The following is a 12,544-nucleotide window of genomic DNA, read 5'->3' as shown; positions in this document are numbered from 1 at the left end:
CGGCAGACCGCCGTCAGGGCCGTCGGCGGTCCTTGTCCTTGCTCGGCTGGACCCGCTTCGGCTCGTCCGGCATCTTCGGGTACTGCGGCGGGTAGGGCAAAAGCGGGGTCTCCTGCGCCAACAGCTGCTCAAGGGAGCCTGGCTCGCAGCCCGCGAAGGGGTCGGGCTCGCCGAGCGCGTAGTCGGCGGCGCTGGTGATTGTGAAGTCTCCCGGCTCGGCTTTTTCGAGCGCTTCCCAGCTCAACGGCATCGAGACGGTGGCGTTCGGAGTCGCGCGGACCGAGTACGGCGCGGCCAGGGTCCGATCCCGCGCGTTCTGGTTGTAGTCGATGAAGATCCGCTCGCCCCGCTCTTCCTTCCACCAGGAGAGGGTCGCCTTGTCGGCGCTGCGCCGCACCACCTCCTGCGCCAGGGCGATACCGGCTCGGCGCACGTCGGCGAACTCCCAGCGCGGCTGGATCGGGATCAAGACGTGCAGGCCGCGCCCCCCGGAGGTCTTCGGGACTCCGGCAAGGCCGAACTCGCCGAGCAGGGGGCGCAGCACGTCGAGCGCGATCCGGCGCGCGTCGTCGAACGTCGTCCCCGGCTGCGGGTCGAGGTCCACCCGCAGCTCGTCGGGGTGCTCCGTGTCGGGGACGTGGCACGGCCACGGATGGAACGCCACCGTGCCGAGGTTCACCGCCCACAGCACATCCGCCGGACGCTCCGCCACCACCGAGTCCGCGTGCCGCCCCGACGGGAAGGTCACCTGCGCGGTTCGGACATAGTCGGGCTTCCCCTTCGGGGCGTGCTTCTGATAGATCGCCTCGCCCTCGATCCCGTCGGGGAAGCGCTGCAGGTTGACCGGCCTGCCGCGCAAGGCGCGCAGGATCGGGCCGTCCCCGGCCGCCAGCTTCCGGTAGTGCTCGAACAGGGCGCGTTTCGAGCCCCTGGCTCCAAGCTCGGGGAAGTACACCTTGTCGGGGTTCGACAGGCGCACCGCGATCCCCTCGACATCGATCTCCTCGGCGGGCGTTTTGCTCGGCATCAGCTCGCCCCCGGCCCGTCGGCGGGCGCGTCAGCCCAGATCTGCCGCACGTCGTAGCGCTTTGGCGCGGCCAGCTGGTCGAATCCGCAGCTCTGCGGCTCGCGGTCGGGCCGGAACCGCAGGAAAGTGACGGCGTGGCGAAAACGTCGGCCTTGCATCTGGTCGTATGCGACCTCGACCACCAGCTCTGGGCGCACCGGCACGTATTTCGCCTGCTCGGCCTTCTTCCACCGGTTGGCCTCCCCCGAAGCCTCCTCGCCGGTCTCCAACGGGCGAAGCGTCGCGAGGAGCTCCTCGCGCATCTGGTTCGAGAACGAGCCTGCTCCCCCGACCAGGCGGAACTCGCCGTCTTCGAAGAGGCCCAGCATGAGCGAGCCCACGCCGACTCCTTTTTGGTGCGGGCGGTAGCCGACGACCGCGCAGTCCGCCGTCCGGGCGTGCTTCACCTTCACCATGTCCCGCTTGCCCGGCCGGTACGGCCCGTCGAGGCGCTTGGCGACCACGCCGTCGAGCCCCGCGCCCTCGAATTCGGCGAGCCAGCTCGCGGCAAGCGCCCCGTCCGTCGTCGCGGACGAGAGATGGACTGTCTCCGTCGGCCGGAAAAGGGCCTCAAGCCGCTCGCGACGGACGGCGAACGGCTCGTCCAGCAGCTCCGTCCCGTCCTCCTCCACCAGGTCGAAGGCCACGAAATGGGCTGGCGTGGCCTCGGCGAGCAGCTTGATCCGGCTTGCCGCCGGGTGGATCCGGGCCGAGAGCGCCTCCCAGTCCAGGCGGGCCCGGCCGTTTTCGAGCACCGGCACGACGATCTCGCCGTCGAGCACGCATGGCGTGGGCAATGCCCGCGCCAGCGCGTCGCACAGCTCCGGGAAATACCGGGTGAGCTCCTTCTCGCCGCGCGAGCCGATCACGACCGACTCGCCGTCCCAGAACACGACTCCCCGAAACCCGTCCCATTTCGGCTCGTAGCTCCAACACGGCGGGTCGTCCTGCTCGGGCGCCGCTTCGGCGGCCTTGGCGAGCATCGGCGCGAACGGCGCGGCAAGTGCCATGCCTTCTATCCTGCCCCACCGCAAGCCGTTTTGACATACGCCACCTCGTATGAGAGTTTGATGGCGCATCCGCGCCGCTAGTCTGAGCCACAGCGCGAACCGCGCGGACCGATCGACAGAGAACGGCAGGGATCCTTGAGCGAGAGCACGGCGCGGCTGCGGGAGACATTGGGCGGCGGCCTGGAATTTTTGGACCAGCTCACCGACGAGGAAGCCCGCCAGCTGCGGATCATGGTGCTCGAGGCCCAGGGCCGAGACCACGAGCAACTGCACGAGGCCGCGATGACGGCCCTGGACAACCTGCCGTTCTTCATCCGCATCCCGGTGCGGGCGATGTTCTTCAACTGACCCGTTTTCCGCAACTGAGACCTCGGACGAAGGCTTAAGGAGACCAAGGATGAGCGACTTCGTCGCGACAGCGCAGATCCATCTGCTCGCCGACCTGCTCGGCGTTGCCCCGGAGAAGATTGCCCACCTCGAACGGCTCGGCCCGGAGAACCTGGCCCAGCTGCGGATGCGGGTCTCGGACCTCAAGTTCGACTCGCAGGAGAAGCAGGTCGCCATGATCGGCAAGGCCGCGCCGATCGTCCCGGACCCGGTGATCGCCACGCTCGCCGAGAAAGTCGTCGGGCCCGTGGTCTCCGCGGCGGTCGCGAACTCGCTCGCCAAAGACCACGCCCACCGGCTCAACGGCCTCCTGCGCAGGCTGCGCGTGCCGTTCGTCGCGCAGACGCTGCGCTACCTCGACCCGAGGGCGGTGCCGACGCTCTCGAAAGAGGTGCCGGTCCGCGTGTGGGCCCCGGCCCTGCGCCGCCTGCTCGCAGACGGCCATTACGCCTCGGCCGCAGTGTTGATGGAGCAGGCCCCGGTGGAGCTCTTGCTCGCCGTGGAGCGCGAGGTGGACGACCGCGAGGCGATCGCCCGCACCCTCGCCTACACCACCGACTCGCAGAAGTTGGAGGAACTGCTCGCCGCGCTGCCGCAGGAGCGGCTCCTGTCCATCGTGGACAGCTTCGGCACCGGCAAGGCCGAGACGATCCTGGCCGGGTTCTCCTCGCTCACCAGGATCTCGCTTGAGAGCCGCCGCAGACTCGCGACGCTGCTCATGGAGCGGCTGGACGACGAGCGCATGACCCGTTTCGCGCAGACCGTCGTCGAGGCCGGCGCCGAGACGCAGCTGCGCGAGCTCGTCAACGAGACCCTCGAAGGCGACGAGCTCACGAGGGCCTTAGCCGCCATCGACGGCAGACTGGTCTGATCCCCGGACTCTCGTATCCTTCGGCTCAGCGCTTCGCGTAATACCGGCCGAGCGTCTGCGCTTTGTACTCCTCGTAGCGGCCCTCGAGGATCGCGGACCGCATCCTGGCCATGAGCGTCACCAAGAAGCTCAAGTTGTGCACGCTCACCAACGTGCCCGCGAGCGGCTCGCGGATCTTGAACAAGTGGTGGATGTAGGCGCGGGTGAACGAGCTGGACGAGTTCTCCAGCCCCTCGTCCAGCGGGCGGAAGTCGCGCTTGAACCGCGCGTTCGTGACGTGGTAGCGCCCGTCCCAGCCGAACACCACGCCGTTCCGGGCGAGGCGGGTCGGCGAGACGCAGTCGAAGGTGTCCCCGCCCGACTCGACGGCCGCGAAAAGGTCGTCGGGCTCCCCGATGCCGAGCACGTGCCGGGGCTTGTGCTCGGGCAGCTCCTCGGCGCACCAGCCGATGATCTCGCCGAGCCGCTCTTTGGCGATGGCGCCCCCGATGCCGAACCCGCCGAACCCGACGCCGCCCTCGGCCTCGTCCGCCTCGCTCATCGCGACGAGCTCCTTCGCGCAGCGCCTGCGCAGATATTCGTACTGCGCCCCCTGCACCACCGCCCACAACGACTGCGGCGCCCCGGTCGCAGCCGCCACGCCCTGTGTCCGGTTGTGCTCGGCGAGGCAGCGCCGCGCCCAGCGCAGCGTGCGGTCGACCGAGGAGCACTGGTACTCCTCGCTGTGCAGCAGGGTGGTCAGCTCGTCGAAGGCGAAGATGATGTCCGCGCCGATGTCGCGTTGGACGGAGATCGACACCTCGGGGGTGAACCGATGCCGCGAGCCGTCGATATGGGATTTGAACGTCACCCCGTCCTCGTCCACCTTCGCCAGACGCTCCTCCGGTCTCGCGATCACTTGGTCCGCGCCGAGCTCCTTCGTGTCCATGGCGAGGATCTTGCGGTGGCCCGAGCCGAGGGAGAGGACCTGGAAGCCGCCGGAGTCGGTGTACGTCGGCCCCCGCCAGCCCATGAACGCGCCGACGCCGCCCGCTTCCGCCACGAGCTGCGGCCCAGGACGCAAATAGAGGTGGTAGGCGTTGGCCAGCACCGCCTGCGCCCCGAGCCCCGCGACAAGGCTCGGAGGCACGGTCTTCACCGCGGCGGCCGTGCCCACCGGGATGAACGCGGGAGTCTCGATGTCGCCGTGCGGGGTGCGGACCACGCCCGCCCTGCCCCGCTCGTCGGGCAGCCTCCCTGCGAGGCTGAAGCTCAGGCTCATCGCAGCTGTGCCCGCGGGCCGGACGACGCGAGAGGACCGGGCCCGAGCAGCGGCTCCGCCATGCCGAGGACCATGGTCGTCTCCTTTGTCTCCCGAGCCTCCGGCGGCGGCCCGCCCGGCTCGGCCCAAGGATGGCGGTCGCTATCGATGCCGGCCAGTGTACCGAACCCCTGGCCGGATCCTCGTTGCGCCGGAAGGGCGAGAGCCGCCCGGACACGTGCGCGCCGGGATCAGAATGGACACAGCGTCCAGGGAACAGGTAGACTCCCCAGTCGCTATAGCGATGGAGACGTGCCAGAGCGGCCGAATGGGACACACTGCTAATGTGTTGCCCGGGTAACCGGGCCGAGGGTTCAAATCCCTCCGTCTCCGCCATGCCCCTGAACAGGGGATATTCACTATTGGCACTCGTCGTGCCCGTTTGCCCGTAGCCCTGTTTCGTGGAGCGCGCAGGCTCTGCCCACAGTTTTTCGGCGAGACCCGGCGCAACATGGCGATAGAACACGTCATGCTGTCACATCTCGCCCTAACATAAGCGTATGGGCGGCGAACCGGAACAACTGCTCGCGCTCGACGCGGAGGGCAACGCGATCAGCGTGGCCCGGTGGGAAGAGCTCAGCGACCGAACTGGCGAGTACTTCAAACGCTATTCCGTCAGCGAGAAGATCGGGCAGCACACGGTGTGGACCCGCTGGGAGGGCTACGTGTACGTGGGGATCCAGCAAACCCGCGACCGACTATTCCCAACATCCCGCATCAGCGAGGCCGATCCGCATCGCGGGGAAGACTGGTACGCCACCAACTGGGAGGACGCCCTCCTCAACCATCGCCGAATCGTCGAAGGCACCCGCGAGCGGGAAGCGGCAAACGGCGGTGGCTCCCGCCGCTGACGCGCACGATCAACCCCGAACCGAGCAGACCGCCGTCAGGCTCGACCGACGCGCCATCAACTCCAAACTCGACCGATTCGCGCGCGTGTCGCGCCGAACGGGCCAATGCGGCCGTCACCCCGGGACCAGCGGAGCAGCCGTCTTCGAAGCGCCGCCCCCGTCAGGCAGAAGGCGAGAGAGCCGCACTAGTGGAAGCCAAGGACGTCCTCGACCATCAGCATGGGATCGCTTCTGCACCCCGACTTCGCCTGGGACAGGGCCTGGAACCGGTCTCCGTCTTGGAAATTCGTCCGTTTGCTCGCAATAAGCCTATCGATCACCGCGTACTGCGTCACAGGGTCTTCTGAGAGGAACATCTTGCACCACGTCGAATGCCACGGGGGTTCCGCTGAGGCGCTCGCTGCCGGAGCGAATGCGGCCACGACCAGGGCAAAGATTCTCACCGTCATGGGCCAATACTACTCCGGCCGCATCGGCCCGTGCTCACAACACCGGGCGGCCTCGTCGCAGTGCTGCGCCGAGAGCGCAGGGACGGTCGTAACGTCGAAGCCAGCGGGCCGGGAAGCTCGGGACTACGGGGAGCCCTGGCCTGCGCTAGCGGTCCCGAGATCGCTCAGAGCTGGTCACGCCACCGTGCCGCTTTGGGCCCGCGCGAGGGCTTTCTCCTCGTAGTATTTGGCGCGCTCGTCGAGGAGGCCGAGGAATCGCGTGAGCTCGTCGCGGGCCTGCTCGCCTTCCGCCCCGAAGTCGGACCTTTCGAAGACGCGCCAGAAGCGGAGCACCGGCTGCAGCACGTCGTCGTGGTGGATGCGCAGGTCGTAGATCCCGGCCTTCGCGATCAGGATCGAGTTCTTCGCGAAGTCGGCCATGCCGATCCCCGGCATCCGGAAGCCGACGGCCTCGTCGCAGATCGCTCGCATCGCGGCGTCGGGATTGATCTCCAAAGCCGCGGCCATGAGATTGCGGTAGAACACCATGTGCAGGTTCTCGTCCGTCGCGACGCGCGCCAGCAGCTGGTCCGCGAGCGGACAGCCGGACGCTTTGCCGGTGTTGCGGTGCGACACCCGTGTCGCGAGCTCCTGGAACGACACGTACGCCAGCGCCTGCAGCGGAGTCTTGTCCCCGGAGTCGTACCCGGCGACGGTGTGCTCCATGCGCATCTGCTCCAGCGCCACGGGATCGACCCCGCGCGTGACGACGAGGTAGTCGCGCAGGGCGATGCTGTGACGGCCCTCTTCCGCCGTCCACTGCCCCACCCATGTGCCCCATGCCCCGTCCCTGCCGAATCGTGTGGCGATCTCGCGGTGGTAGGAGGGCAAATTGTCCTCGGTGAGCAGGTTGAGGGTCAACGCCACCTTGGCGACAGGGTCGAGCGGCGAGTCTTCGGGGCGCCAGTCCTCGCCGCCGAGGAACGCGAAGTCGCGCCCCCGGCTCCACGGCACGTAGTCATGGGGCAGCCAGGGCCGCGCCGCCGACAAATGCCGGTTCAAGTTCTCGGCGACAACGGGCTCCAGCTCGTGCAGGAGCTCTGTCTGAATATCCACGGTCAATACTTCCCTTCCAGGGCTTTGGGCAATTCGGCGGTGGTGAGCGTCTTCACGAGACGGCGGCGGCGGACCGCGCGCCCTTCCAGGAGCGTTTGGCGGCGGCATACGCGGACCGGAGGCCGCGCCGGGCGCCGGTGACGGGGTCGGCTGTGGGCCCAGCGGGGCCGCCGTGGGCCCGGAAGCGCAGCTCGGACGAGGTCTCCGGGGCGTTGTCGCTGGTGGCGCGCAGGAAGCGGTCCGGCAACGAGAGCTTCGCGATCGTCCGCCATGTGACCAAGTACTGCTTGAGGAACGGTCCCGTGGTGTACGGGAGGTCGTATTTCTCGCACAGGGCCCGGACCCGGCGCTGGATCTCGTGATAGCGGTTGCTCGGCAAGTCCGGGAACAAATGGTGCTCGATCTGGTGCGACAGGTGTCCGCTCAGGAAGCCCAGCGCCCGGCCCGCGTCGAAATTCGCCGAGCCCAGCAGCTGCCGCAGATACCACTGGCCCCGAGTCTCGTCCTCGGCCTCGGCCTGCGTGAACTTCTCGGCGCCGTCGGGGAAATGTCCGCAGAAGATGGTCGCGTTCGCCCACACGTTCCGGACCAGGTTCGCCGCGAAGTTCGCGGTGAGCGTCCTGCGGAACGCCTTCCCGGCGAGCGCGGGGAACAGCAGGTAGTCCTTCGCGAGCTGGCGGCCCACCTTGCTCCGCAACTGGCGGATCTTCGCCTTGGCCTCCGGGAGCTTCTCCCCGAAGCTCACGCCTTGCAGCGCCACGCCCCACTCGAAGGACGGGGTCAGCAAGGCATGCCACACGACATTGAAGAGGTGCTTGCGCTGCCACGGCTCGTCGCGGGTCACCCGGACCACGCCGTAGCCGATGTCGTCGTCGAGGCCGAGGATGTTCGTGTGCTTGTGGTGCAAGTGGTTGTGGTTGTGCCGCCAGTGCGCCGACACGCTCACGTTGTCCCATTCCCACGCGGAGGAGTGGATCTCGGGGTCGTTCATCCAGTCCCACTGCCCGTGCATGACGTTATGGCCGATCTCCATGTTCTCGACGATCTTCGCGAGACCGAGCACAGCCGTCCCGAACCACCAGAGGCCGCGCCTGCGGCTGCCGACGAGCGCGGCCCTGCCCGCCAGCTCCAGTGCCCGCTGGAAACGGATCGTGCCGCGTATGTAGCGCGCGTCGCGCTCCCCTCGCGAGCGTTCGACGTCCGCGCGGATCGCGTCGAGCTCCAACCCGATGGCCGCCATGTCGGCTTCCGTCAGGTGGGCGAACTCTTTGATGTCGCTGATCGCCATAGTGGACACGCTCCTTCTCCAGCCGAACGGCCCGGCCATGCAGAGAGCGTAGCACTGTTTGAACCGATCATTCTAGAATGATCGGTTCAAACAGTGCCGCGCCTACGCCGCCCCCGCCCTTGCCGGAGCCTTCGCCCTCGGGCCTGCAGTCGACCCATTCGAGGTAGCCGCTCCCCGAGACAAGGCGGCCCGCCCAGCTCCCGTTGTAGGCGTACGCGCCGACATAGCCTCGGCCGTGCCCGTAGCGCAGCGGCGAGTCGACCGATGCTTCGAAGCGCACGATCTCCTCGCCCCCGTCGCGGACGGTCCACCGGATGCGCTCGGGAACGCGCATCCGCCGCCCGCGCTCGTCAATGGCGGGCTCGTCCCGATAGGCGAGCACCTCGAAGTCGACATCCTGGTAGACGCAGGCCTGGCCGCCGACGGTCCGGATATGCGCGAGCCGAGCGGCGACCGCCCCGTCCGCCCGGACATCGGTGAGCAAGAGCTGGGTCCGCTCGTCGAGGTTGACGATCTGGTAGGTGAAGAAGTCCACCGGGAGCTTCAGCGACGGCGGCAACGGCTTGCGGGACAACGCCTGCGGCGACGCGCATTTGGCGTACTCGACGGTGCAGAGCCCGCCGACCTCGACGACGCCGGTGTGGTCCGCGATCGTGCCCGCGAAGGTGGCCAAGAGGCTCAGATGATCGTAGATCGGGGTCCGGACGAACCAGGAGACCTGGTCGGTCGCGGTGACGGCCAAGTCGACCGTGAACTTCCCGTAACGGCCCCTGACGGTGAACGACGGATAGTCCGACGTGATCGTCAAATCCTCGCCCCACGCCAGTTGCGAGCCGTCCTCGGCGAACGAGCAGTCCGCGCTCGCGTCATAGGCGCGATAGTGGTGCTGGTCCCCGAATGCGGTCGAGGAGAGCACGGTGGCCGTGTCGCGGGCGTCGGGAGCGGCGAGGTAGTCGTTGTCGAACACCGTGGTGCCGGTGGCGCCGATGAGCGTCATCGTGTTCAGGTACCGGTACGGCTCGGGCAGCAGCGGGACGAACACGCCGTAGTGCGTCCAGGCCACCCGCCTCGACTTCGAGTAGGGCTTGAAAATGTCGGGCCTGGCGAACGGCCGGGCCGACTCCTCGATCCGACGGTCGATCAGCGGGAGGCCGCGATCGACCACCACGCGGGCCACGGCCCGCAACGCCTTGTTCGGCAGAGGCTCGCCCTGCGGCTCGATATTCGTGGAAGAAGCCATGGTCAGATCCTCTGAAGCGCTCTCGACGGACCGGCGCGCGGCCACAGCGCGCGCCGTGTGGCGAGGCTAACAGTGATTTGACTGCACTGTCAAATAACCTGTCGTGAACGCTCAGGAAGTGAGCAGCGCGAAGATCCGTCCGCTCCGTTCAGTCATCTGCTGCGCGCTCTGGTCCGGATTGCGCAGCCACCAGTTCACCATCGCGGTCACGACGTTGGTCCACACGTACACGAGGGCGGACAGGTCCTTCGGGTCGTCCAACTCGTCGGAGTACCTGCCGGAAAGCGCGGCCGCGCCCTGCCTGATGAGCAGCTTGCGGTAATGCAGCGAAGCCTCCTCCGCCGCGCTGCCCGCCGGGAGCGTCGTGTCGAGCAGGACTTTCCAGTCGTACGGGCGGGGCTCGAGGGCGACGTACATCGAGTGCAGGACGTCGACGGCTTTGTCGATCACCGACGCGGGCGGCTTCGCGAGCACCTCCGCGATGCGGCTGGTGACCTCCTCCCCCGCACGGCGCACGCAGGCGCAGTACAAGCCCTCTTTGGAGTCGAAGTACGCGTGGATCAGCGGCTTGGAGATGTCCGCCCGCTCGGCGACCTGCGCGAGCGTGGTCCCCGCGTACCCGCGCTGGCTGAACTCCAATGCCGCCGCGTCCAAGATCAAGACTTCCCGCTCTGCCCGAGGGACGCCTTTCGAACCAGATCTGCTACTTGCCATCGGCCCGCTCCGCCTCTTGGCGCGTTCGGAGATCACCGCTTGGCTGCATACGTATTGTGGTAGACATTCTGCGCAAAGTATAGCGTCCGACACGTTGAATCTGGTTCGTTAGCCGCGCAACACCCATTGTGGCTCTCGCTTCTGGAAGAACGCCGCAATGCCCTCCTGCGCCTCGCCGGTGCCGAAGAGCCGCGCGGAGAGCGCCGCCAAATCGGGCAACGCCGCGAAACGCTCCAGCATGTGGGCGTTCGCGAGGCGCTTGGACTCCGCCAAACCCTGCGGAGACCCCTTGGCCAACGCTCCCTTGAACGCTGCGAGCTGCTCGCCCGCGTCGCCGGAGCCAGCGGTGACCAAGCCGATCCGTTGCGCCTCCGCCGGGCCGAAGGCCTCGCCGGTGAGGAAGTACCGGCTCGCCGAGCGGGAGTCCAGCCTCGGCAGGACGGTGAGCGAAATGACCGCAGGCGCCACGCCGAGGCGCGCCTCGGGCAGCGCGAAGCTCGCATTCGGCCCTGCCACGGCGATGTCCGCCGCGGCCACCAGCCCCATGCCGCCGCCCCGGACGTGTCCGTCGACCACGGCGACGACCGGTTTCGGCAGCTCCAAGATCTGGCGCAGCAGCTCGCCGAGCCCGAGCGTCGCGAAATCCGCGTTCGCCGCCGCCGCCGAGGACAGGTCCGCCCCCGCGCAAAACGTCTTCCCCTCGTGGGCCAGCACGACCGCCCGCACGGCGGGGTCCTCCCCCGCCGCGCGCAGGCCCGCGCGCAGTTGCTCGATCAAAAGCGGCGAGAGGGCGTTGCGGTTGTGCGCGGAGTCCAGGACCAGCGTCGTGAACCCCGCCGCCGTTTCTACCCGGACGAGCTGCTGCGTTGCTTCGGTCATCACAGCCTCTCAGTACGACTTCGGCAGGCCGAGGACGTTGTTGGCGACATAGTTGAGCAGCATCTCCCGGCTGACTGGGGCGATACGGAGGAACCTGGCGTTGGCGAGCTGGGTGCCGAGGTCGTACTCCACAGTCAAGCCGTTGCCGCCGAGGGTCTGCACCGCTTGGTCCGTCGCCCGCAGGCCCACCTCGGCCGCCGCGTACTTGGCCATGTTCGCCGCTTCCGCCGCGCCCGCGTCGTCGCCCTCGTCGTAGAGGGTCGCCGCCTTCTGCAGCATGAGTTTCGCCAGCTCCAGCTCGATCTTGATCTCCGCGAGCGGATGGGCGATCGCCTGGTGCGCGCCGATGGGGACTTTGAACACGGTGCGGGTCTTGGCGTAGTCTACGGCCCTGCCCAGCGCGAACCGGGCCGACCCGATCCCGCTCGCCGCGCCCATGATCCGCTCCGGGTTCAGGCCCGCGAACAGCTGCATGATCCCCGCGTCCGGATCGCCGACCAGGGCCTCCTCGGGCAAGCGCATGTCGTCGAAGTACACCGAGAACTGCCGTTCCGGCAGCCGCACCGCCATCTCGATCGGCTTGTACTCGAACCCTGGGGTGTCGCGCGGGACAAGGAAGAGCGCGGGCTTGAGCCTGCCGGTCTTGGCGTCCTCGGTGCGCGCCACGACCAGCACCGCAGTCGCGTTCTCGACCCCGGAGATGAACACTTTGCGCCCGGTGATCAGCCAGTCCGACCCGTCGCGCTTGGCGGTGGTGGTGATGTTGTGCGCGTTGGACCCGGCGTCCGGCTCAGTGATCGCGAAGGCGAGGATCTTCGACCCGTCGGCGAGGCCGGGCAGCCACTCTTGCCGCTGCTCCGGGGTGCCGAACCGGTTGATCACGTTGCCGCAGATGGCCGGGGAGACGACCATGAGCAGGAGCGGGCAGCCTTGCGCGGCAAGCTCTTCGAACACGATCGCCAGCTCGTACATGCCCGCGCCGCCGCCGCCGAACTCCTCGGGGATGTTCACGCCGAGGAAGCCCAACTTGCCCGCGTCGCGCCACAGGTCCCAGGGGTACTCGCCGTCCCGGCAGCACTTCTCCATGTATTTCGGGCCGTAGCTGGCGGCGAATTTGCTGACCGCCGCGCGCAGCTCCTGGCGCTCTTCCGATTCCCTGATCATGAGTTTTCTCCTGTTTCCTGGACCACGGCGCGGACCGCGCCCTGGTTGGCCTGGTCGCCAACCGCGACATCGAGCTCCACAAGCGTCCCGCCCGCAAGCGAATTGATCGCGTGCACCGCAACTCCGTATCGCTTCGAGCCAGAGGACCGCCTGCCCGGCGACAACGCTCTCCCCGACCCGCGCATCACTCCCCCACCTCCTGGACCACGGCAAGGACCGCGCCCTGGTTG

General features: G+C 68.1%; 13 protein-coding genes and 1 tRNA gene. 4 read left to right on the top strand and 10 right to left on the bottom strand.

The window, feature by feature from the left end:
• Positions 1-13 precede the first annotated feature (13 nt).
• Complete coding sequence (locus ACRC20_RS02665) at positions 14-1,027, bottom strand: DNA polymerase domain-containing protein (protein ID WP_438684792.1); 1,014 nt, start codon at positions 1,025-1,027, stop codon at positions 14-16.
• Positions 1,027-2,076, bottom strand: coding sequence for an ATP-dependent DNA ligase (locus ACRC20_RS02660; RefSeq protein ID WP_438684791.1), 1,050 nt, complete (start codon positions 2,074-2,076; stop codon positions 1,027-1,029). The genes ACRC20_RS02665 and ACRC20_RS02660 overlap by 1 nt, the downstream gene beginning before the upstream one ends.
• A 135-nt stretch (positions 2,077-2,211) precedes the next feature.
• On the opposite strand from ACRC20_RS02660, the gene ACRC20_RS02655 reads away from it, so the two are divergent.
• Both ACRC20_RS02655 and ACRC20_RS02650 read left to right on the top strand, forming a co-directional pair.
• Positions 2,212-2,424 carry a hypothetical protein gene (locus ACRC20_RS02655; RefSeq protein WP_438684790.1) on the top strand — a complete coding sequence of 71 codons (213 nt, stop codon included), beginning with the start codon at positions 2,212-2,214 and terminating at the stop codon, positions 2,422-2,424.
• Between the two features lie 49 nt (positions 2,425-2,473).
• Positions 2,474-3,334 carry a hypothetical protein gene (locus ACRC20_RS02650; RefSeq protein ID WP_438684789.1) on the top strand — a complete coding sequence of 287 codons (861 nt, stop codon included), beginning with the start codon at positions 2,474-2,476 and terminating at the stop codon, positions 3,332-3,334.
• Positions 3,335-3,359: 25 nt separating this feature from the next.
• On the opposite strand, the gene tgt is transcribed toward ACRC20_RS02650, so the two are convergent.
• Positions 3,360-4,595, bottom strand: a complete 1,236-nt coding sequence (tgt, locus tag ACRC20_RS02645; protein ID WP_438684788.1) for a tRNA guanosine(34) transglycosylase Tgt — start codon at positions 4,593-4,595, stop codon at positions 3,360-3,362.
• A 285-nt stretch (positions 4,596-4,880) separates the two neighbouring features.
• On the opposite strand from tgt, the gene ACRC20_RS02640 reads away from it, so the two are divergent.
• Positions 4,881-4,970, top strand: a tRNA-Ser gene (locus ACRC20_RS02640).
• Between the two features lie 164 nt (positions 4,971-5,134).
• Positions 5,135-5,485, top strand: a complete 351-nt coding sequence (locus tag ACRC20_RS02635; RefSeq protein WP_438684787.1) for a hypothetical protein — start codon at positions 5,135-5,137, stop codon at positions 5,483-5,485.
• Positions 5,486-5,670: 185 nt separating this feature from the next.
• On the opposite strand, the gene ACRC20_RS02630 is transcribed toward ACRC20_RS02635, so the two are convergent.
• From ACRC20_RS02630 to ACRC20_RS02600, 7 genes are all read right to left on the bottom strand, one after another.
• Positions 5,671-5,934 (bottom strand): hypothetical protein, encoded by a 264-nt coding sequence (locus ACRC20_RS02630; protein WP_438684786.1) that lies wholly within the window; start codon positions 5,932-5,934, stop codon positions 5,671-5,673.
• Between the two features lie 174 nt (positions 5,935-6,108).
• Positions 6,109-7,029 carry an acyl-ACP desaturase gene (locus ACRC20_RS02625; protein WP_438684785.1) on the bottom strand — a complete coding sequence of 307 codons (921 nt, stop codon included), beginning with the start codon at positions 7,027-7,029 and terminating at the stop codon, positions 6,109-6,111.
• 52 nt (positions 7,030-7,081) lie between these two features.
• A complete protein-coding gene (locus ACRC20_RS02620; protein WP_438684784.1) occupies positions 7,082-8,317 on the bottom strand; it encodes a fatty acid desaturase family protein in 1,236 nt (411 codons plus the stop codon).
• Between the two features lie 67 nt (positions 8,318-8,384).
• A complete protein-coding gene (locus tag ACRC20_RS02615; RefSeq protein WP_438684783.1) occupies positions 8,385-9,557 on the bottom strand; it encodes a DUF6670 family protein in 1,173 nt (390 codons plus the stop codon).
• A 111-nt stretch (positions 9,558-9,668) separates the two neighbouring features.
• Positions 9,669-10,271, bottom strand: a complete 603-nt coding sequence (locus tag ACRC20_RS02610; RefSeq protein ID WP_438684782.1) for a TetR/AcrR family transcriptional regulator — start codon at positions 10,269-10,271, stop codon at positions 9,669-9,671.
• 108 nt (positions 10,272-10,379) lie between these two features.
• Positions 10,380-11,150, bottom strand: coding sequence for an enoyl-CoA hydratase family protein (locus ACRC20_RS02605; RefSeq protein ID WP_438684781.1), 771 nt, complete (start codon positions 11,148-11,150; stop codon positions 10,380-10,382).
• 9 nt (positions 11,151-11,159) lie between these two features.
• Positions 11,160-12,314 (bottom strand): acyl-CoA dehydrogenase family protein, encoded by a 1,155-nt coding sequence (locus ACRC20_RS02600; RefSeq protein ID WP_438684780.1) that lies wholly within the window; start codon positions 12,312-12,314, stop codon positions 11,160-11,162.
• Positions 12,315-12,544 lie beyond the last annotated feature (230 nt).

This window comes from Segniliparus sp. (assembly GCF_051660745.1).
Lineage (GTDB): Bacteria > Actinomycetota > Actinomycetes > Mycobacteriales > Mycobacteriaceae > Segniliparus.
The sequence above is the reverse complement of the archived record's forward strand: the minus strand, read 5'-3'. Positions and strand labels throughout refer to the sequence as shown.